The sequence below is a fragment of the Ferdinandcohnia sp. FSL W7-1320 genome (assembly GCF_038050315.1).
Taxonomy (GTDB): Bacteria; Bacillota; Bacilli; order Bacillales; family Bacillaceae_L; genus Ferdinandcohnia; species Ferdinandcohnia aciditolerans.
Genome location: NZ_JBBPAM010000001.1, coordinates 3,497,009 through 3,518,994, shown reverse-complemented (window position 1 = coordinate 3,518,994; position 21,986 = coordinate 3,497,009). Strand labels below are relative to the sequence as shown.

The window sequence follows — 21,986 nt, the reverse complement described above, 5'->3', positions numbered from 1 at the left end:
TATAAGATGAAATTTAGTATTTTCACAGACATGTTAGGAACTGAATCTTTTCAGGAATCCTTAGAGCATGCAAAAAACTTAGGATTTACGAATATTGATCTAAGAGGAAAATTAAACGGGTCTACAATAGATGATGTCACACTAGAAAAAGCACGAGTATTAAGTGAAATGATCCAAGAGCAAGGCCTGCAGGTTAGCAGCTTAAGCTCTTGGGCAGTAAACTCTTGTACGTTCTCAGGACCTCCTAAATACGATAATCATGATGAAGAGCACCACAAGCAAATGGAAGAGGTTTTGAACCGTCTAATCGATTTAGCTGATATCTTCGGTTCAACCTTTATTCGTATCTATTCCTTATACCGTCAAGAGGATTTCAACCTTCTTTCTGATGAAGAGAAAGATGCTCAATATCGTCACAATGCAAATATTATGCTACGACATGCGGAACAGGCAAAATCTAGAAACAAAATTCTTTTAGTAGAGAACGAGCCACCAACACTTACAAACAGTGCTAAAGAGCTTGGGATTCTTATGAAATATACGAATCATCCGAACTTAAAGGTTAATTGGGATGTGTTGAATGGCTGGAGAGCAGGTGAATATCCAACTGTTGAAGCATATGAACATATTAAGGGTCATGTTTATCAAACGCACTTAAAGGGTGCATACCGTTTATCGAATTCAATCACAAAAGAAAATCCTACAGGAACTTTTGGCAACTTTGCAATTGCGGGTAAGGATGATTATGATCATACACCAGTAATGAAGGCAATTGCGGAAAACGATCCACAAGCAATTTTAACAATTGACACTCACTATCCATCATTTTATGTTCAGGATCGTATTGGTGAAGTAGAAGTAGTTCGTCAAACCAAGGCATTTTTTGAACAAACAGTAGCGAAGGAGGGTGCTCATGAGTAAAAAAATCGTTTTAATAGGTTCATTGGATACTAAGGAAAAAGAGTTTTTATATGTCAAGGGGATAATTGAAGAGAATGGACTTGAAACAATTTTAATCAATACTGGTGTCTACCCTTCTTTATCTGAAGGGGATATTCCCAATGATGAAGTCGCCAAAGCTGGAGGATCTTCATTGGAGGAGTTAAGAGAAAAGAATGATCGCGGTACCGCTGTTACAGTAATGGCAGACGGTGCTAGGAAAGTCTTAAAACGTTTAGTGGAAGAGAGTAAGGTCGCTGCAGTATTCGGAATGGGTGGAACTGCTGGAACAACTGTAGGTGCTATCGCAATGAAGGATGTTCCGATTGGAATTCCTAAGTTGTTAGTGTCAACTGTGGCTTCAGGTAACACCAGACCATACGTTGGTGAAAAAGATATTATGATGATGTATTCAATTGTGGATATTGCTGGTATTAATAGCCTTTCTTCACTTATCTTAAAGAATGCAGCAAATGCTTTAAGCGGGATGGTTAAAGGGAATGAAATTAGTATTGAAGTAGAAGAAAAGCCAATGATTGGAGCAACAATGTTTGGGGTTACAACGCCTTGTGTAAATAAAACAAGAGAAATTTTAGAGCAAAATGGCTACGATGTACTTGTGTTCCATGCTACTGGTGCAGGTGGAGACTCTATGGAAGCTTTAATAAAGGAAGGCTTTATTGAAGGAGTTATAGATATTACGACAACTGAATTAGCTGATGGCCTTGTTGGAGGAATCTTCAAAGCTAGTGAATCCCGCCTCGAAGCAGCCGGTCGAGTTGGTATTCCTCAAGTGGTTTCTGTTGGAGCATTAGATATGGTAAACTTTGGTCCTCCAGAAACAGTTCCTCAACAATTCAAGAATCGAAAGTTTTACCAGCATAATTCAACAACAACGTTAATGAGGACAACAATAGAAGAGAATCACAAATTGGGAGAAATAATCGCACATAAATTAAATAAAAGTTCATCGCCAGTTGTACTTGTTTTCCCAAAAGGTGGTGTTTCACTATTAGACCGTGCTGGTCAACCATTCGACGGTCAAGAAGAACGTGAAGCGTTATACGACGCAATTAAAGTAAATCTAAAAGAACATATTACACTGATTGAAGTAGAAGAAGATATTAATGATCCAAGTGTTTCGAAGCTAATTGCAACAAAACTATTAGAGCAAATGAGTGCAAAGAAAGGAGACGCGACACATGTCTAATTCAAGAGAAGAAGTAATTCAAAAGTTAAAGGGTAAAATCAAAAACAATGAGGTTATTATTGGTGGTGGAGCGGGTACTGGTCTTTCAGCCAAAAGTGCTGAAGCTGGTGGCATTGACTTAATTATCATTTATAACTCAGGTCGTTACCGTATGGCAGGTCGTGGATCTTTAGCTGGACTTATGCCATATGGAGATGCAAACCAAATTGTTGTTGAAATGGGTAATGAGGTTCTAACAATTGTTAAGGATACTCCTGTATTAGCAGGTGTTTGTGGAACAGATCCATTTAGAAATATGGATGTATTTCTTAAACAGTTAAAGGAACAAGGATTTACTGGTGTACAAAACTTCCCAACAGTTGGATTAATAGATGGACAATTCCGTCAAAACCTTGAAGAAACAGGAATGGGCTATGACTTAGAGGTTGAAATGATTCGTAAAGCGCATGATCTAGGACTTGTGACTTCTCCATATGTATTTAGTGAAGAAGATGCAATTAAAATGGCAGAGGCAGGAGCTGATATTCTAGTAGCTCACGTAGGACTTACTACAAAAGGAGCAATAGGTGCACAAACTGCGATGGACATTGATGATGCAGTGGGGTTAGTTCAAAAAATACATGATGCAGGTAAATCAGTTAACCCAGATATCATCGTATTATGTCATGGTGGACCAATCTCTGAACCTGAGGATGCTGCATATGTACTAAGCAGAACGAATGGAGTTTCGGGATTCTTCGGTGCTTCTAGTATTGAAAGATTACCAACTGAACAAGCTATTTCCGGCCAGGTTCAACAATTCAAAAATATTCAACTAAGTTCTAAGGTTCAAGCCTAAGAGAATACTTAAATTAGAATTTGACTCGTTACCATTATTCTAACCAAAGACCACTGTAATCTCATATTCTGTGAGTAATTGCAGTGGTCTTCTTATGGATTAATAAGTTTTATCTAATTTTAAGGGAATGGGGATTAATAAATGAAGCAGTCCTATCTTTATCTATTATTAACAGTCATGATGGCTATTTGGGGATTTAATGTAATTGCAGTGAAAATTGTTGTTTCTGAATTTCCACCTGTTACCATCACTGCAATTCGCGTTTTTATTGCGTTTCTTGCACTAGTACCGTTCATCATCTATAAAAAACTGTATCGTAAATTAACGAGAAAAGAATGGTTTTACGTTATAGGTATTTCCACTTTTGGAATATTTGGCTTCCAATATTTTATGTCTGTTGGACTGAATTTTACGACTGCAACAAATGCCGGCATTATTTTAGGGGCTGCACCAATTGCAACTGCAATTGGTGCAGCAATATTTCTCAATGATAAATTTACTCTCATGAGAGCGTTAGGCTTTGTATTGGGTTTTATCGGTGTTTTCATTATCATTTTGGCAGGAAGCAACGAAGGTTTTTCGATATCAATGGGTGACTTATATTTATTGATCGCAGTTATTGTTCAGACGGTCAGTTTTGTCTTAATCAAGAAGGTTTCTGATACGTTGAATACGACATATATGACAGGAATTACCCTTTTAGTAGGTTCATTGATATTGATGATTAATGCACTTATCACTGAACCAAACGGAATCTCTCAAATTCCAGAAGGAAGTGCGGTCGCTTTGGGATTATTGATTTTCTCAGGTTTTGTTGCTACTGGATTAGCTTACTTAATTGTAAATGCTGCGATCCATAGGGTAGGTGCTGGAAATTCTGCAATCTTCTTAAATCTTTCTCCATTCTTCGCAGTGATTTCTGCTTACTTTGTATTACATGAGAGCATCTATTTATCACATTGGGCAGGGTTTGGATTAATCGTAGCGGGTGTTCTCCTTGGAACTGGATACGGTCAATTCAAACGTAACAGAGAAACTACTAGTAGAAGCATAATAAAAGCATAAGTGGTCAAAAAACTAATAGCAAAACATCACCACGAATATTGAACCGGACACCTTCTATACCGAATCGGATGATCGAATCCAGTATGTCAAAGAACAAATCATCCCTGGTTCAATCCTTCTGATGCATCCAATGTATGAAGATAGTGATAAAGTTTTATCAGAAATTGAGGGATTATCCAATCGCTTCAGGATGAGGGGTATAGGTTTGTGACTGTGAATGAACTTTAAGAACGATAGGGTGGTTTCCTAAACGGTATTATTTGAATATAGGTACGAAAGGAGGACCAAACTTCATTTGAATTTAGATGAGCTTGTATCCTCCTTTCTTTGCTTATTTACCCTCATTGTTTTTCATTATCCCTTTTCCACGGGGGGTCAGCATAATGATGCAAAGTTCGGTTAATCTTGTAGATCCCCCATGGAAGTAGGGCAGATAAGATGGCGAGTGTGATGATAAACATGGAAGGCATTCTTTCTAAAATCATGTTCCACACATTCATACCTCCTTTTTATTGAACTGTTTCAACTGAGGAACCAATTTCTCTTAATGTGAAGTTCACTTTAAGGTCAATTACGCTATTCGAAAAATAATTCTCTCCTTTATCCCAATCATCTTTTACGCTTTCCCATACTTGATAATGATCTTGTTTAAGATGTTCTCCAAGTCTAATGACATCGACCTTATATTCTTTTTGTAGTTTTTCAATCACTTGGTTAACGATTAGCTCAATTTCCTGCTCTGCCTTTTTTTCGATCTCAGCCAACACCTTTGGTTCGAGTAAATTAAGGTTTCCATAGGATTCCCCAATATTTCCTTCTGAGTTTATTTCGATTGAAAATTTCATTTGATTTTTATCTAATGCATTTGTAACAATTTTAGTTTTGGCTTGCTTTACCTCTACTGCAAAATATTGATCTTTCATTAAAAACTCGAGTACCCCACCTTCGATATCCCCAAGAATGAAATTTAGTCCAATAGTTTCCTTGTCATTTAATGTTCCAACCAATTTTTGGTCTTGGGAGTCAAAAACAGCTGCACCTGATATCGCAGCATTTTTATTGTCCACTACCAGTCTCGGAATAACAAAGCTTGTTCCAATTAATAAGTTTTCATGGACATCACCTAGATTGGTTGGTGGTAACATTTTAGCTGTTTTCACGGTATTTTGAGTGATTGATTCTAAAAACATAATAGGCATTGGTTCGTTTTTGGGGTCAACTTGTAAAGCATCGATAGCTTTTCCATTTGTAACCATCACTTTCGCAACCCTTCTCATTTCATGATCACGAACAAAAAAATCAAGTGCATCATATAAGTATCCTTGTTTTGAAAGTTCTTCTGACAGAACAATAATTTTAACATGTTGAAGATAGGGGGATCGACCGACTTGGGTTGATAACTGCCTTGTAATTTGAAAAATAGTTTTTCCTTCTGATGAGACATTGAAGAAGGGACTTCCTCCAGCGGATCCACCCTCCGATTGTCCACCACCACTTCCTTGAATGCTTGCAGGAACAACATATTGATAAGTCAATTTATAATTTTCTTTTCTTGCATTGTTCGGTAGATTTTCAAATGAATCGTCAGGATTCTCCTCGGTTGTATCAATGGCAGCACCAATCACGAAGCCTCTTTCTTCTATTTCTACGCGATCCCAACACCCTGTAACCGATAAAAGGATGCAAAGGATACCTGACAGTTTCATGAGTTTAGCCATTGCCTTTCACTCCTCGTATTTTTGCAATGAACAGCAGTACAATGGGGATGAACATACTTAATATGATTCCAATATAACTTATCCATTCTCCAAATCTTGAAAGTTCTAGAACATTTTGAGGCGCCATTGCAATGATAAACATAATCGGCGAAAGTATAAAAATGAGGGTCATTCGATTGACCTTGTTAAATACTGATTTTAATGCGAGCAGGGTTACATCATAGGCCATAGCAGCAGTTGTAAAAAGCGTCATCACCCAAATTGTAAAAAATAGAGATTCGAATCTCTCAAAAAAGCCCCCCGGAATTTCTACAAGTCTTGCTAATTCAGCTGTTGGATAGAGTAAATTTCTAGTTACTTCGGTACCAAAAACACCGATTACGAACAAAAAGATAAGTAAATATAAAAGGAAAGGGATTGATATACCAACCAGAGCTGACTTCACCATGTCCTTCGGTTTGTTCAGGAACATATTATAAAATAAAATGATTTCGAAACCTAAAAAGGAGAATATCGTTTCTCTTGAGGCTTGTAACATTCCTAGCCAATCGGTAACGAAGAACGGTTTGATATTTTTTACTTCAAAAAAGTTTACATTCAACAAAATTAAGACAGCTAAAATACATAAAACAATAGGTAAAAACATTAAATTAATCCTTATGATCACAGCGCTTGGACCGGAAACAGCATATATAACCACCAATAAAAATACAAAGCCAATAACTTCTACAGGTGTATTGTCGAACAAATAGAGTTTTGAAATATCAGCAGTACCCCTCATTTCATAACTAACAAATAGCATAGAATAGAAGGCAAATATCATTGTTAAAATGGTTGCCACTTGTTTATTAATGATCAAACTTGTAAATTCGTGCAGATTTTTCTTAGGAAATCTCGTTGTAAGCTTTCCTAATATCCAAGTAAAGAAAAGTACCCAAATACCACCTATAACTATTGAAATAAATCCATCAATCGAATTCGTAGTACTGACAATTGTACGAGGGAGAGTGAGGACACCAAACCCTATTACCATACTTGCTACAGACATTGTTATTTCTTTACTTCCTATTTCATTGTCACCGTATTCAAATGTTTTCAAGAGTTTTCATCCCCCTTATTCGACCGAGTGTCATCAACCGTCTGAACATATTGAGGTCTTTTATGTTGAGCGGTTAATGGGGCTCTAATGACCAAATCCTTCCAATCATGATAAAAGGCGGGGGCAAATGGTGCAGAATAAGGAATGCCAAAGCTATTTAATCGTGCAATATGAATATTAATCATAATGTAAACAAGAATGATACCATACAGACCAAAAATACCTGCAGCTAACATAGTAGCAAATCGTAGGATTCGAAACGCAATTCCTGCACTATACGATGGAATGGCAAATGAGGAAATGGCTGTTAACGCTACAACTATTACCATAACAGGACTAACGATTCCAGCTTGAACGGCAGCTTCACCAATAACGAGTCCACCTACAATTCCGATGGTCTGGCCAATTGTTTTCGGCAGTCGAATCCCAGCTTCACGGAGAAGTTCTAATGTAGCTTCCATTAATAGTGCCTCTACAATTGCAGGAAAGGGCAGGCCTTCCCTGGATGCAGCAAGGGAAAAGGCTAATCTTGATGGAATCATTCCCTGATGAAAGGAAACAATTGCAATATACAATGCTGGTAAAAATACTGCGAAAAATGCCGCAAAATACCTTAATATACGTATTAAACTACCAATGAACCATCGTTCATAATAGTCCTCAGGTGATTGGAATAGGGAAGCGAGTGTAGTTGGTGCTATTAAAACAAAGGGTGTACCGTCTAATAATATAGCTACCTTTCCTTGAAAGAGAGAGGTTGATACCTTATCAGCTCTTTCCGTATGTAAAATTTGTGGAAAAGGTGAAAGAAAACTATCCTCAATCCATTCTTCAATCGTTCCACTTTCTGGCGCATCATCTACATCTATGCATTTTAAGCGACGGTTAACTTCTGCCAAAATTTCTGGGTGAACAATTCCTTCGATATAACAAACAATCAAATCCTTTTTCGAACGGCGGCCAATTTTATTCGATTCAAACCGAAGATTAGGATCTCTAACATTTCTGCGGATTAACATAGTATTCGTTCTAATATTCTCGGTAAAACCTTCTCGGGGGCCCCTTATTAACGATTCTGTCATGGGTTCTTCAACCCCTCGACCAGCCCATCCTTTACTGCCGACGAGGAGTACTTGGTTAATACCATTTATAAAAAGAGCTGTGTCTCCCTCTAAAATCGCTAACATCACTTTGTCCAATGTATCAGCCTTTTTTAGTTCATGGACGGAGAGAACTCTATTCTCTAATTCAGTCAAGATATTCTTTCCACTAGGAGGAAACTCCTGATTGTTTTTTGTACAGCTAATTTGAATACTTTTAATAATCTCTTCATTCACTAATTCCTTATCTACTAATCCATCAATACATACTACCGCACAAGGATGTCCACTTTCACCAATAGTAAACACACGAACAATCAGATCACTAGGCGAGTCTAAGATATTTTTGATGTTGGATAAATTTTCTGTTAAATCATCATAAATTATACTCGGTATTTTAACATCTTGATTCTTCTTTTCCCTCTTGTTTGATTTTCTCGATTTACTAAATATGTGCCGTAGCATCTATAAAATCCTCCAACATACACAATTAGGAACGTTATATTAAATTCCATCCTACCTCATAATTTTTCCAATTGTAGCCATATTATGTACTTTAAGATAGTTAAAGACATGTATTGTAACCGATATGGATAGCGGATTGTTCAAGATTATAGGGGATATCTACTCTCCAATAAAACGATTCCAGAAATAAATGGGAAAGCTAAACAAACTGTTTAGTAATTGTCAAAGTAACAGAGGTGATATGTTAGATATCACAATAGTTGAAATGTAGTGTTTTATTCATAAAAGTGCCTAAGTGAATAAAAAACACCAATATTACGAAGAATAATACTATTTCATTGTGAGAGGAATATTGAAATGGATCCTATAGTAAAGGAAATAAGGTCAATTCTTGGTGAGAACAATGATTTTTTTCTTCAACGTGATATTGTAGCGGACTCTGCCGTTGTCTTGTTATGTCTTGATACATTAGTTGATAAGCAAAAAACGAGAGTCGTTCTTCAAAAGTTAATACATGGGTTACTGTCTCAGGGTACATCAACACAAGATATCTGGAATGTAATTGGTGAAAGGATAGAAGGTAGCAGTCATAAAGTGATTTCTGCCATAAAGGAAGGCAAGCTTGCTATTAATATAGAAGGTACAAACCGGTGTATACTATTTGAACCTGTTTCCAAAATGCTAAATAGATCGATTGACGTATCAACAAATGAAAATGTCATAAAAGGTGCGCTAAATTCTTTTAACGAGGATATTGAAATTAATATTGGATTACTGCGTAAACAAATTGTCTCAAGTCAACTAACTGTTAATACCTTTTCGATAGGCAATGATATTCCTAAAAGTCTTGCAATACTCTTTATAAATGGGAAGGTCGATACCAAAATTGTTGAAAAGGTGAACTCTCTTATTGAAAAAAATAAAAAAATGGATATAAGCAATATACAAGGTTTATCGAAAATGTTCGAGTTTTCAACTTGGGATACCATATCAAAATTTAATTCAACAGAGCTTCCTTATAATGCGTCACAGTCTCTTAAAAGGGGGAGAATAGTTCTATTTATAGACCAGTTACCCTTTGCCATCATTTTACCGAATTTGTTATGGGATATGTTTATCGTTGAGAATGATCGTAATCTTCCACAACCTCTCATGATTGCGCTCCGTTGTTTACGGGTGATTGGTCTGCTTGTTGCATTAATTAGCCCAGGTTTATACGTAGCGTTAGTAGCGGTTAATCCCGAAGTTCTTCAAATTGAAATTGCTTTATCGGTTCTCCAAAGTCGAGAAGGAGTTCCTTACCCTGCAATTGTAGAGGTATTGATCATGCTGGTTATACTTGAACTAATACTTGAAGCGATTGTAAGACTACCAAAGTCTATTGGTCCAGCAATTACAATGGTTGGAGGAATTATTTTAGGACAAGCCATTGTTGAAGCAAAATTAGTAAGCAATCTATTAATTATCATTCTGGCAGCAACTACTATTGGCAACTCGACGCTAATTGGGGCCCAGAACTTCACTTCAATAAGGATATACAAATATATAAATGTCATTCTAGCATCTATTTTTGGTGTGTTTGGACTAGTAACAGGCTTTGTTATCATCTGTGCCCATATGGCTAGTATAAATACTTTTGGAAAATCCTATCTTCATATTAACACTGGGAGGAGTGAGTACTAGTGGTAAGAAGTTTGCATGTTGTGATTCTTTATTTGCTTACACATTTGGGACTTATCTTCTTTATGTTTCCTAGTAATATTATCGCTAGTACGCAACAAGGTCATTGGCTACCAATTCTGATAGGGATATTTGTACATGTGTTATTTTTACACATTTACATGAAAGGTTTAAATTATTTTCCTGGAGAAAACTTAATAAGTATATTCTCGGGTATAGGGAAATGGGCTGTCATATTACTTCTAGTTCCGGTACTATTGTATTTCTTCATTATTACATTAATAACCGTTCGAGCTTATTCAGAAATTATTACACTTGTTTTTTTATCATTTACACCACTATGGGCGGTTACTCTTTTGTTATTGATTGTTTCAACATATGTTGCAAAAAACGGAATGGAAACGGTTTTAAGGACAGGTATACTGTTGGCTATTATTTTTCTCCCACTATTCTTATTTGTTTTTATCTTATCATTTCAAAATGTGGATTGGAGATATTTTAATCCTGTAAGACCTGATCTTAACTTCCTTACAAGTAGGAGTTACTATGAGAGCTTTTTTGTTTTTTCAGGTGGCTTTTTGTTTCTTGGATTTGTACAACCTTATTTTTCGTATGAGAGAAAGTACATTATTTTTTCGGCATTATTACTTATTCCTTTTTTTATTTTTTCCGTTTATATACCTATTCTTACCCTTGGCCAAGCTACTGCTTCGGTTACCTTTTTACCATTTGTAGTCATTGCTGACTCAATTAACGTTAGTTGGCTGATGTTTGATAGAGTGACTCTCTTTTTCCTATTAAGTTTAATTTCCTTTATGATTTTATATATTTCTCTTGTTATGTGTAAAACAATCCTTATTATAAATCGTTATGTGCCTAGTATTAAACCAGTCCACCTTTTGTATCTATTATCTTCATTACTCTTTTTTCTTTGTTTTTTGATTCCAGATTGGAAGGATGTTGAGAAACTATTTTGGTGGAATACATTATTAAGATTCTACGTATTTATAGCTGTTCCATTATCGATCTATTTCTGGGGAGTCAGAAAAAGGAATGGTAAACATGAAACTATATAATAAAACTGTCATATATACATTTGCAATTTTACTTATAACGATTTTACCTTTGACGGGATGCTGGGATAATAAGGATATCAACCATCGATTACTTCCGGTTGTTCTCGGTGTGTCTAAAATAGAAAATGAATATGAAGTTATAATTAATCTACCAGTGTCAAATGCTGGGAAAATCGAATCAAGGATCGTATCTTTCAAAGATAAAACAATAGCAAAGGCGATTGACACAATTAGTAGAAATTTAGAAAGCAGGGTCGATCTACTTCATGTAAAACTTATCATAATAGAAAGAGGAGCAGCAGAGGACGGTGTGAAAGATATTATTGGAGGATTTATGCGTTCCCGTGAAGTTTCCCCTAAAGCTTTGGTAGCCATTTGTGATGAGGATATAAATGTGCTCTTCTCAAAGTTAAAAGATACAATTGGATCAATTGGTTCAACAACTGTTGATTTCTTTGAGAAGAATGCAGGTTGGGATCCTGATATTGCACTTACAAGAGTTTGGGAGGTTTACCGAGGAATCCATTCCTATACGTATGATGTTGCAATCCCCTTAATTCGTTCAGGGGATGAATTTCCTATGGAACAAATAGGATCAGCCATCGTTAAAAATGGGAAAATGGTAGATCAAATAAGTCCGGATGAAACGCTATTATATAATATTTTTAAAGGCGAAAGTAGTTCAGGAGAAATTGAGGTTATGGAAAAAGCAACTGTTCGGATTGTTAATAATTCAATCCACCACAAAGGTTCGATGCATAACAACCAACCCTTCTTAAAAAGCAAAATTAAGTTGAAGGTAGTGATATTGGAAACAAGAGGAGAGCCGTCTCTAAATGAAATTAAAAGGGAATTAAACCAAGCACTTAGTGAACGATTTAACAATATGATTTCAAAAACAAAAGAGAATAAGGCAGATATTTTTGGAATAGGTCAATTCTTTCGGAGAGAATTAACACGTAAGGAATTAAAAAATTGGAGAACAAAATACTATACAAATTTGAAAATGGATATCCAATTTAATGTAGACATTCAAAACCAAGGTTACCTCATTACTTCTTAATGGTTATCACACAGAGTGGACAGTCAATAAGTGATGAGTGTCCTAAAGGAAAAACTAAAAATTGGGACACACGGTTACTACTAAAGTTGTATACATTATTTAAAAGAAGAATAGAGGTGTCTTTCTGGGTACTGTTGAGGTGTACGGGTTAAGTCAATATTCCAAGAGTGAAATAGCATCAATGATCATGTCTCATGTTAACGAGACACTTGACGATTTTGATCTTGAAATAATAAAGATAGCCATTATCGGGAGTCGTTTATACAGCAATTTTCATGCCGAAAGTGATTTGGATATTGTCATCGAATATAGTGGAACTGAACGAGAAGATGATGTTTTTCATCATCTCATGGATGAACCACTATATATCGACCATATCAAAGTTGACTTTTTACCATATTGGGATTTGAAAGGTGATGGAATCGGGAATCGCAAGCACATTGTTCTTTTTGATCATTCGTATTTTTACTAAAGTTTGGAGACAAGGGTCAGTTTAAGAAAAATGAAACCTTTCCCGTTTTGTATCGTATATATAGTATGAAAAAAATAGGAGGGGATAGAGTGAAGAAACGATTTTTAGTTTTTTCTTTAATAGGGTTACTATTTCTTGGGGCTTGTTCCGTCCTAGAGGATGTTAATAATACATTATCGTATGTGAATGAGGCAACAGATTATGTCAATGAGGTTAGTACTTTTGTTAACGAGGCTCCTAGCCTAGCAGAACAGGCTGTTACCGATGAGCAAGCAAGAGCAGATCTTGAAACAATGCTAACTGAAATGCAGGAAGACATGGATTCATTTAACTCACTTCAGCCACCAGGAGTCGCAGAGGACCTTCATCAACAAATCGTTGATTATAACCAGCAAGCAGAGGAAGGCATTAACCTTTATTTAGATAATATCGAAAATGGACAATTAGATCCAGCTCTACTCGAAAATAGTGAGTTATTTCAAACGTTGCAGAATGTAACGAATACAATAGATCAAATTCAACAGTTGGGTGAATAAAACATTGCTCTAAAATAAATGGCTGTGACAACTATTTTATGATTGTCACAGTTTTTACTTTAGAGATTAAAATATTTTTAAATATATATAGTGTAAGGAGACTTTACTGGATAGATGGGGTGGACGTGAATGGCAATCTCTAATCTACCGTAGAATCATTGGATTAACATAAGGTCTATTTTGATAGTGTTTATCCGAATACCATATGTAACTAAAGTAATTTAAGTAGGTTCAAATTACCTTACGATTTACTTTGCTTCGGAAGTAACAATATTTTACAAATGTATATGATTGGACTATAATGCAGTTAGAATAAAAAAACGAATATTAACAAATAGGTTTCTTAATGTGCTCCTAGTGAGCCAATTAAGACTAAGAGGGAAGTTGGTGCAATTCCAACACGGTCCCGCCACTGTAAGCAAGGAGGAAGGTTACGTTTTATCCACTGTGCAACTAGCATGGGAAGGAGTATCCAACCGTTAATTTGCAAGTCAGGAGACCTGCCTATTTGTTTTGTTTAAGCTTCCTCGAGGAAAGGAATGTTTAAAGAGCGGCAATCTCTAAATAATATATGTTTGCTATTTAATAGATAGATTGCAAGTTTTATATACGAGCAGTATATAAATTGCCTTTTCACAACGCTTTCCTGAGGGAAAGCGTTTTTGGGCGTTCAAAAACAGGAGGGGAAAATAGCTAATTGAGTTTTGTTCTTCTATTATCAGATCGATAATGGGATCTTAAAGGCACAGATGGAGATTTACTTGGTACCGTAATAGAAGGAGGCGAATTATGGGGACTTGCTATAATGTGGACTTATTTCTCGTTCGTCATGGGATAACCGACTGGAATCAGGAAAAACGGTATTTAGGGCATGCGGACCGACAAGTTATAAAAAGTGAACTACATCAACTTTTAGAGTTAAAAAGAGATTTAGTAAAGCAGGAATTTGATTCTATCTTTACTAGTGATTTACGACGGTGCCAAGAAACATTTGATTATTTAAATATTTCGACGGAAGCTACTATAGATTCAAGATTAAGAGAAATAGACTTTGGTGATTGGGAGGGAAAAACATATCATCACTTAAAAAATGAGCCACGTTAGCAGGAGTGGCTTGATGATTGGGAAGCAATACCAATACCAAACGGTGAGGCAGCGGAAACCTTCAAATCAAGAATTGATGCCTTTCTCCATGATTTATTTCTACAAGTAATGGAACGTCCAACTAATGAGAGGAAGCATATTCTTGTCATTACCCATGTGGGTGTCATTCGCTACATAGTATCAAAATACTTAGCTTTAAAAACCTTTTGGGAGGATTCGGTTTCACATGGTCAGGGTGTTTTATTATCAATGCAGTATGAAGGGGACTGGAAATGCAACTCGTTATTGGCGGTGCCTTCTCGGGAAGGAAGTAAGTAGGAGAAGAGAATAACCGATGTAGCCGGATAATAGCCTATGATGGTAATTCGCTCCGAGATTGGAAAACAAAATGGGAGCCCGAAACTACCTTGGTATAAGAGGGACGGGAAAAATGGATTGCAGCTGAGCTTACGAATACCAAAACAATGACGACATTCGAAGTAGGTTTATGGAAATTTTGGAGACCTTGCTTAACGAAAAACAAAAACGTAACAATTGAATCGTCCCTCGTTATGTTAGAGATTGGTAAAGGAGTTGTTCCGCTTTAAAAGGTCGAAAGCAGACTGCGAGAAATTGCCGGTTGGATTGCTTAAGATGCTACCGGGGTCTCTGAAAAAATATAAATTGTTTGGAATGGATTATCGGTCGAATAAAATAGAAAAGTGATCAAACCTGCAATTATATAACATTACGAAAAACAACCTTTCAAGTTTTTACACTCTTTGCTATAATTGTTAAAAAGTGAAACGTTCAGGTAAAGGTGCCTTAACTGAAGCCATTTTTATGGCTTGTTGTTAAGGTGCCTTTTTTATTTAACTTATTATTGTTAGCGCTTTCTGAATCCTGAATTGTGAAGAAGAGTAAATAGATTGGAGGCTTAAAGATGTTTAAATGTACATTGAAAAATGAAGTGTATCAATTTCAGTCCATTAAAGAAATTTTAGCAAAAGCAAGTGAGGAGAAATCTGGGGATATTATGGCGGGTATTGCAGCTCGTTCGAATTTGGAGCGTATGGCAGCAAAATTTGTTTTAAGTGAGTTAACCTTAAAGGACATTTACAAGGAACCAGTGATTCCATATGAATCAGACGAAGTGACAAGGATTATCTATGATGATATTAATCAATATATTTATCAAGAAATCTCGGGTTGGACAGTTGGTGAATTAAGGGAATACATCCTCTCGCACAACACAGGTTCTTCCCAACTGCTACGAATTAGTAAAGGGCTAACGAGTGAAATGATTTCTTCTGTTGCAAAGTTAATGTCCAGTATCGATTTGGTGATGGCTTCACAGAAAGTTAGACCGACTGCTCACTGCAACACAACAATTGGGGAACAAGGCCGTTTAGCTTTTCGCTGTCAGCCTAACCATCCAAATGACAATCTAGAAGGAATTCTTGCTTCTTTAAAGGAAGGACTTTCGTACGGGGCAGGGGATGCAGTAATTGGAGTCAATCCTAATAACGATTCAGTAGAATCTGTATCTAGGATTTTACACATGACACATGATTTTATGAGGCAGTGGGAAATTCCGACACAAAATTGTGTATTAGCACATATTGCCACTCAAATGAAAGCTATTGAAAAAGGGGCACCAAGTGGAATCATTTTTCAAAGTTTAGCTGGAACAAATTCAACAAATGATGATTTTGGAGTTTCAAAGTCTATTTTAGATGAGGCAGCAGACCTAATGGCTAAACACGGTACTTCAGCAGGTCCGAATCAATTTTATTTCGAAACTGGACAAGGTTCTGAGGTTTCACTCAATTCTCACCACGGTGTTGATATGCAAACCCTTGAGTCAAGAACCTACGGGTTTGCACGCCACTGGAAACCATTTATGGTCAATAATGTCTCTGGATTTATTGGACCAGAAACTCTATACGATGGAAAACAAATGATACGTGCGGATTTAGAGGATCTTTTTATGGGGAAATTACATGGAATTCCAATGGGAATTGCGCCAACGTATACAAATCATATGCAAGCTGATCAAAATGACCAGGAAATCGCTGGAATGTTAACGGCGTTAGCTGGGGCGAACTTTTATATGGGAGTTCCAGGCGGGGATGATGTAATGCTTAGTTATCAGGATACAAGTTACCATGATGATGCTAGTTTAAGAGAGATGCTAGGTTTACGACCATTAAGAGAATTTGAAATTTGGATGGAAAAAATGGGGATTATGGAAAATGGTCGATTAACTGATAGAGCAGGAGACTTATCTATTTTTAAATAATAGGAGATGATGGAATGGATATTCAAGACATTGTCAATCAAGTAATTGAAGAATTGGAAAAACAGAAAAAGGTATCCAGCACCAATGATCAACAAGAAAACATCAATAGTCATATTATTGTGGAGAATAAAAGAGAAATTGGAGTAGATAATCCAGTTGATTATGACATCATCGAAAAAGCAAGGGCGATAACACCAGCAAGAATTGGAGTTGGTCGTACAGGGACACGATTCAAAACAAAGGAATATCTCTATTTTCGGATCGACCATGCTGCTGCACAGGATGCAGTATTTAATGGAGTATCGGAGGAGTTTTTAAAAGAAATGAATTTACCTGTCCTTCATTCCAAATCAAAATCAATGGATGAATATTTAATGAATTTAGATAGCGGTCGTTTTTTAAATGATACTTCTAGAGATTGGGCTAAAAAAAATCTATCAAAAAACAAACAAGTCCAAATTGTCATATCGGATGGCCTAAGCTCCACCGGGATTGAAGCCAATATACCAGATTTACTACCTTCATTAATTCAAGGATTACAGGTGAAAAATATTTCAATGGGAGAACCTGTTTTTATTAAAAGAAGTCGTGTGTGGATTCAAGATGAAATCGCTTCTATGACAAATTGTGATGTAGTGATTTCCTTGATAGGTGAACGACCAGGGCTTGCTACATCCAAAAGTATTAGTGCGTATCTTATATACAGACCAACAGAAAATACGGTTGAGGCAGACAGAACGGTAATTTCAAATATACATGAAGGTGGAATTCCTCCTGTCGAAGCGGGTGCTTACCTTGCTGACATAATAGAAAAGGTTTTAAAACATAAGGTAAGTGGCGTTAAGCTTACTCAATTATCATAAACTTTGTAAAAAAACAGGAATTATGAAATGTCAATGGACATTCTTTATTCCTGTTTTTTGTCTAAAAGTCTATTAATCATATTAATTATTAAATTCATAATATTGACATAAAAATATAAGACTCTTATAATACTTATTATATATTGCTCTCAATAGAAACAGGAGATAAGTACTATGACAAACAACAAGATTGAGGAGTTGTGTACCCTCCACACAAATCTATCTGAGGTAGACATTGAAATTATAAAAAGTTTGGCTGCAAACTTATTCTTGATTGCAGATTTAAATAAGGCAAATGTATTTGTTGATTGCCTTACAAAAGAGGGAAAACATGCAATTGTTGTAGCAGAAGCCTCACCAACAACAGCTAAATCCATCTATTCAAAACCTATTGTCGGTAAATTTGCTTATGATGTTTTTGAACCTTCCGTGTTATCTTCATTGAAGACAGGCAAACCAATTTTTCTAAATCGTGCATTAACACAAGAAGGTAGAACCGTAAATCAAAGTGTTGTCCCAATTAAAAATAATAGGGATAAAGTCATCGGAACCTTAATCATGGAAAAAGATATCAGTGAGCAGCTAAAAACTCAGGAAAAGATGGAAGCGTTATCAGAAGCAACTGAGACATTGAGCGAAATTTTGGTCGGAATCACACAAAATCGTCCAATCATTCCGGAAATGCTTGAGGAATCTTTGTTTTTAATTGATGATAGGGGGAGAATCGTTTATTGTAATCCATCAGCATCTAACTTAATTCAAGAGACCTATGCGGATGGTCATTGGGTTGATCGGATGTTAATTGAGTTTTTTCCTGAAATAAATAGTATTCTTGAAGATCCAGAAGACCTCCTAATCAAAGAACTAACGATCTTGAATAGGTTTTTTCAAGTGAAGAAGATAAGACTATCCATGAAGGAAAGCGAATACGGCTTCTTTGTTATCTTAAAGAATATAACTGAATTACGAGAGAAAGAACGGGAGCTTATTGTTAAGTCAGTTGCAATTCGAGAAATTCATCATCGTGTGAAAAATAATCTTCAGACTGTAGCGAGTCTATTACGTTTACAAATGAGAAGAGGGCTTCCTGAAGAAAGTAAAATTCATTTCGAGGAAAGTCTCAATCGAATAACAAGTATTGCTGCCGTTTATGAAATCATATTATCAAATTCAACTGTAGATGATGTTGATCTTTATCAATTAATTGAAAAGATTGGAAATGAACTTGTGAAGGAATCAGGGGTAGATAAGAATATTTCGTTATCATACTCTGGCCCAAATATACAAATCAAATCCAATAAAGCAGTTACAGTTGCACTTGTTGTCAATGAATTAGTCCAAAACTGTGTAAAGCATGCATTTAAAACAATTGAATCAGGTGAAATTGAGGTACAATTACAGCAAATGGATAGTCAAATCATCGTTCAAGTAATAGATAATGGTGAAGGTTATTCACCTCCATCAAAATCATCATTAGGGTTAGATATAGTAAGAACTCTAATTGAACATGATTTGTCAGGTCAATTTAAAATTCACAAGGCTGAGAATGGGACCGTTGCTTCAGTTGTTTTCCCGATATAAAAAGGAGGGAAATTAGGCATGAAAAAAAGGGTATTGGTAGTTGAGGATGAGTCGATTACTCGGATGGATATAGCAATGATGCTTGAGGATAACGGATACGAGGTAATCGCGCAAGCTAGCAATGGTGAAGTGGCTTTAGAAAAAGCTTTTTCTCTAAATCCCGACTTAATCATTATGGATATTAAAATGCCTAAATTAAATGGCCTAAAAGCAAGTGAAATTATATCAAAAAAATTACATACTCCAATTCTTATTTTAACGGCTTACAGTCAACGTGAATATATTGATAAGGCAAAGCAAGCCAATATCTTGGGCTACTTAGTGAAACCTATTACAGAAGCAAGTTTAATTCCAGCTGTTGAAATCGCATTAAAACAAGCTGAAAATGCAAATTCATATCGTGAACAAGTTCAGAATATTAATAAACAATTACAGGAAAGAAAAGTAGTTGAAAAAGCAAAAGGAATTATAATGAAAAAGTTTAATGTACACGAAGATGATGCATTTAAAAAAATGAGAAAGATTAGTATGAATAAACAGGTTACTCTGGAGAAGGTAGCAAAGCACATCATATTAAAATATGATGTGTAACATTTTTACAAGTGAATAGACGAAGCAAAGGTGCTGTAACGGTATATCCATTTTTATACCGTACAGTACCTTTTTGTCTTTTTATAAGGGTAGTCTATCGTGTGAAAAAATACGTATTCTCCATTTATATAATAACAGAGAACAGGGAGGGATATTTAAATGGAAATGGTAGGGCAAATTGTAATTTATATCATCATGCTTTGTGCGGTTGCAGGGGCTGTTGCTGCAATTCGAAACAGTGATGATGGGTTAGGTGCTCAATTTATGGAAGGGTTACATGCAGTTGGACATATTTTCGTACCTGCTGCGGGGATTATGGCATCAATTCCTTATTTATCTTGGTTCATCGATAAAGTATTTGGTCCAGTATTTTCAGCGATTGGTGCAGATCCTGCTATTGCAGCAACTTCTATTTTAGCAACTGATATGGGTGGTTACCAATTAGCTGAGGTATTAAAAGAAACCCAAGAGGGTTGGATTATGGCGATGATTGTTGGGTTTATGGCAGGTGCAACGATTGTTTTCTCCATTCCAATGGGGTTAGCGATGCTTGATAAACGTGACCATAAATATATGGCCCTTGGAGTAATGGCGGGGGTATTAACCATACCGATTGGCGCACTCATTTCTAGTACAATTATCGTATTTACAAACTCAACGGTACGAGATTTTATATCAACATCTGGTGAAGCAAAATATCAATTTGCCTTAGGATATGGTCAAATATTATTAAACTTAAGTCCATTACTCATATTTGTAGTACTTATTGCAGCTGGTTTATATTTTCTACCAGATTTAATGATCAAAGGTTTCATGTTGTTTGGCCGACTCATGGACGCTGCTATTAAGCTGGTTCTTGTTTTCTCGATTGTTGAAATTTTTACAGGCTTATTCTCAACTGTATTCGGTGCGTGGGGATTCGATCCAATCATGGCAGATGCTGATGATCAATTCCGTGCTCTTGAAACAGCTGGTTATATCGGAATTATGCTAGCAGGTGCATTCCCGATGGTATATTTATTACAGAAATACGCGGGAGGACCACTTGAAGCACTTGGTCGAAAGCTTGGCTTAAGTAAAGAAGGAAGTGCTGGATTAATTGCGACTATTGCAAATATCCTTGCTATGTTCAAATTAGTAAAAACAATGCCTCCAAAGGATAAAGTTATCAATATCGCTTTTGGTGTATGTGCTGCTTTCTTACTTGGAGATCATTTATCCTTTACAGCCAATTTCCAGCCTACATTAATTCTTCCAATTATAGTTGGCAAAATTTCCGCAGGGGCACTTGGAATTGGTTTGGCTTATTGGTTATCTGTACCGAAGGCCTTGGAATTAGAGAAAAAAGATCGTGAAGCGGGAATCATTGGTAAAGATGAGTACTTACCGAAGGAAGACCTAGTAGAACAAAAACGCAGCTTAGAGGCATAAAACAAGGAGGTTTTTAAGGTTGAGTGAAGAGAAACAGCGATTTATTCAGGAATTTGTTCCGGGAAAACAGGTTACATTGAGTCACTTAATCGCAAACCCAGGTCCTGATATGTTTGAAAAATTAGGTATACAGCAGGCTGGAGCTATTGGTATTCTTACATTAACTCCAAGTGAAACAGTAATTATTGCAGGTGATCTTGCAACGAAAGCGGCAGATGTTGAAATTGGATTTTTAGACCGCTTTACTGGTAGTCTAGTGATTGTAGGAACAGTATCTTCTGTCGAAATGGCAATGGAAGAGATTAATAGATTCTTATCAGAAACCTTAAAATATACCCCGGCAGCCATTACTAAATCGTAAAGGAGTATTAAAATGGCTAGAAAAAATAGAGCGATGTTGATTGGATCAATTGGTGCTGGTAAATCTACTTTAACAAATGCTCTTTTAGGTCGAGAGGTAGAAGCAGTAAAAACTCAGGCATTAGTTTATTACGACTGGATTGTTGATACACCTGGTGAGTACACCGAAAATCCATTATTTTATAAAAATATTATGGCTACATCACTTGAAGTGACTCATGTTTTGTTCTTACAGGATGCGACTAGAAAAAAAACAATTTTTCCACCTGGATTTAGTACAGGTATCAACAAACTCCCAATTGGGGTCGTGACAAAAAGTGATTCTGAAAATGCTGATATCGATTCAGCCGTTCAACAACTAAAACGAGTTATTCCAAACGGTCCTATTGTAATTAGTTCCTCCATTACTGGTAAAGGTATTCAGGAAATTAAGGATCTAGTAAACTGTAACACGATGCTAGATATGAGAGAATATGCTGAAACAAAACAAAGCGAATTACTCATTTTCGTGTGA

At 36.2% G+C, this 21,986-nt stretch carries 20 protein-coding genes, 1 pseudogene and 1 riboswitch; of the genes and pseudogenes, 17 read left to right on the top strand and 4 right to left on the bottom strand.

Features of this window, described 5'->3' with window-relative positions; translation table 11 throughout:
* Window positions 1-6: 6 nt before the first annotated feature.
* From NST91_RS17415 to NST91_RS17400, 4 genes are all read left to right on the top strand, one after another.
* On the top strand, window positions 7-921 hold the full coding sequence (locus tag NST91_RS17415) for a sugar phosphate isomerase/epimerase family protein (protein ID WP_341332138.1): 915 nt from the start codon (window positions 7-9) through the stop codon (window positions 919-921).
* Window positions 914-2,149: a Tm-1-like ATP-binding domain-containing protein gene (locus NST91_RS17410; protein ID WP_341332137.1), complete on the top strand. Its 1,236-nt coding sequence runs from the start codon at window positions 914-916 to the stop codon at window positions 2,147-2,149. Before NST91_RS17415 ends, NST91_RS17410 begins: the two co-directional genes overlap by 8 nt.
* Complete coding sequence (locus NST91_RS17405) at window positions 2,142-2,987, top strand: phosphoenolpyruvate hydrolase family protein (protein ID WP_341332136.1); 846 nt, start codon at window positions 2,142-2,144, stop codon at window positions 2,985-2,987. The genes NST91_RS17410 and NST91_RS17405 overlap by 8 nt, the downstream gene beginning before the upstream one ends.
* A gap of 141 nt (window positions 2,988-3,128) precedes the next feature.
* Window positions 3,129-4,052 carry a DMT family transporter gene (locus NST91_RS17400; protein ID WP_341332135.1) on the top strand — a complete coding sequence of 308 codons (924 nt, stop codon included), beginning with the start codon at window positions 3,129-3,131 and terminating at the stop codon, window positions 4,050-4,052.
* A gap of 341 nt (window positions 4,053-4,393) precedes the next feature.
* On the opposite strand, the gene NST91_RS17395 is transcribed toward NST91_RS17400, so the two are convergent.
* The 4 genes from NST91_RS17395 to NST91_RS17380 are packed head-to-tail and all read right to left on the bottom strand — an operon-like array spanning window position 4,394 to window position 8,434.
* A complete protein-coding gene (locus NST91_RS17395; RefSeq protein ID WP_165918075.1) occupies window positions 4,394-4,546 on the bottom strand; it encodes a hypothetical protein in 153 nt (50 codons plus the stop codon).
* Window positions 4,547-4,561: 15 nt separating this feature from the next.
* A complete protein-coding gene (locus NST91_RS17390; protein ID WP_341332134.1) occupies window positions 4,562-5,770 on the bottom strand; it encodes a Ger(x)C family spore germination protein in 1,209 nt (402 codons plus the stop codon).
* Entirely contained in the window at window positions 5,763-6,869 is a 1,107-nt protein-coding gene (locus NST91_RS17385) for a GerAB/ArcD/ProY family transporter (RefSeq protein WP_341332133.1), read from the bottom strand. The genes NST91_RS17390 and NST91_RS17385 overlap by 8 nt, the downstream gene beginning before the upstream one ends.
* Window positions 6,866-8,434, bottom strand: a complete 1,569-nt coding sequence (locus NST91_RS17380) for a spore germination protein (protein WP_121445161.1) — start codon at window positions 8,432-8,434, stop codon at window positions 6,866-6,868. Before NST91_RS17380 ends, NST91_RS17385 begins: the two co-directional genes overlap by 4 nt.
* A gap of 357 nt (window positions 8,435-8,791) precedes the next feature.
* On the opposite strand from NST91_RS17380, the gene NST91_RS17375 reads away from it, so the two are divergent.
* The 13 genes and pseudogenes from NST91_RS17375 (at window position 8,792) to NST91_RS17315 (ending at window position 21,986) form a co-directional block, all read left to right on the top strand.
* Complete coding sequence (locus NST91_RS17375; RefSeq protein WP_341332132.1) at window positions 8,792-10,117, top strand: spore germination protein; 1,326 nt, start codon at window positions 8,792-8,794, stop codon at window positions 10,115-10,117.
* The gene (locus NST91_RS17370) at window positions 10,117-11,190 is read left to right on the top strand and encodes a GerAB/ArcD/ProY family transporter (RefSeq protein WP_246006329.1); all 1,074 of its coding nucleotides are present in this window, start codon (window positions 10,117-10,119) and stop codon (window positions 11,188-11,190) included. Before NST91_RS17375 ends, NST91_RS17370 begins: the two co-directional genes overlap by 1 nt.
* Complete coding sequence (locus NST91_RS17365) at window positions 11,177-12,253, top strand: Ger(x)C family spore germination protein (protein ID WP_121445503.1); 1,077 nt, start codon at window positions 11,177-11,179, stop codon at window positions 12,251-12,253. The genes NST91_RS17370 and NST91_RS17365 overlap by 14 nt, the downstream gene beginning before the upstream one ends.
* Before the next feature lie 139 nt (window positions 12,254-12,392).
* The gene (locus tag NST91_RS17360) at window positions 12,393-12,725 is read left to right on the top strand and encodes a nucleotidyltransferase domain-containing protein (RefSeq protein ID WP_341332131.1); all 333 of its coding nucleotides are present in this window, start codon (window positions 12,393-12,395) and stop codon (window positions 12,723-12,725) included.
* Window positions 12,726-12,814: 89 nt separating this feature from the next.
* On the top strand, window positions 12,815-13,261 hold the full coding sequence (locus NST91_RS17355; RefSeq protein ID WP_341332130.1) for a DUF6376 family protein: 447 nt from the start codon (window positions 12,815-12,817) through the stop codon (window positions 13,259-13,261).
* Window positions 13,262-13,580: 319 nt separating this feature from the next.
* Window positions 13,581-13,783: riboswitch (cobalamin riboswitch) on the top strand.
* 267 nt (window positions 13,784-14,050) lie between these two features.
* Window positions 14,051-14,683: pseudogene (locus NST91_RS17350) on the top strand (histidine phosphatase family protein).
* A gap of 604 nt (window positions 14,684-15,287) precedes the next feature.
* Window positions 15,288-16,646 carry an ethanolamine ammonia-lyase subunit EutB gene (locus NST91_RS17345; RefSeq protein WP_341332129.1) on the top strand — a complete coding sequence of 453 codons (1,359 nt, stop codon included), beginning with the start codon at window positions 15,288-15,290 and terminating at the stop codon, window positions 16,644-16,646.
* A 14-nt stretch (window positions 16,647-16,660) separates the two neighbouring features.
* A complete protein-coding gene (gene eutC / locus NST91_RS17340) occupies window positions 16,661-17,509 on the top strand; it encodes an ethanolamine ammonia-lyase subunit EutC (protein ID WP_341332128.1) in 849 nt (282 codons plus the stop codon).
* A gap of 174 nt (window positions 17,510-17,683) precedes the next feature.
* The gene (locus NST91_RS17335; RefSeq protein ID WP_341332127.1) at window positions 17,684-19,090 is read left to right on the top strand and encodes a GAF domain-containing sensor histidine kinase; all 1,407 of its coding nucleotides are present in this window, start codon (window positions 17,684-17,686) and stop codon (window positions 19,088-19,090) included.
* A gap of 18 nt (window positions 19,091-19,108) precedes the next feature.
* Window positions 19,109-19,681, top strand: coding sequence for an ANTAR domain-containing response regulator (locus NST91_RS17330; protein ID WP_341332126.1), 573 nt, complete (start codon window positions 19,109-19,111; stop codon window positions 19,679-19,681).
* Between the two features lie 159 nt (window positions 19,682-19,840).
* Complete coding sequence (eutH, locus tag NST91_RS17325; RefSeq protein WP_341332125.1) at window positions 19,841-21,112, top strand: ethanolamine utilization protein EutH; 1,272 nt, start codon at window positions 19,841-19,843, stop codon at window positions 21,110-21,112.
* A 19-nt stretch (window positions 21,113-21,131) separates the two neighbouring features.
* Entirely contained in the window at window positions 21,132-21,473 is a 342-nt protein-coding gene (gene eutS / locus NST91_RS17320) for an ethanolamine utilization microcompartment protein EutS (protein ID WP_341332124.1), read from the top strand.
* Window positions 21,474-21,485: 12 nt separating this feature from the next.
* On the top strand, window positions 21,486-21,986 hold the full coding sequence (locus tag NST91_RS17315) for a EutP/PduV family microcompartment system protein (protein ID WP_341332123.1): 501 nt from the start codon (window positions 21,486-21,488) through the stop codon (window positions 21,984-21,986).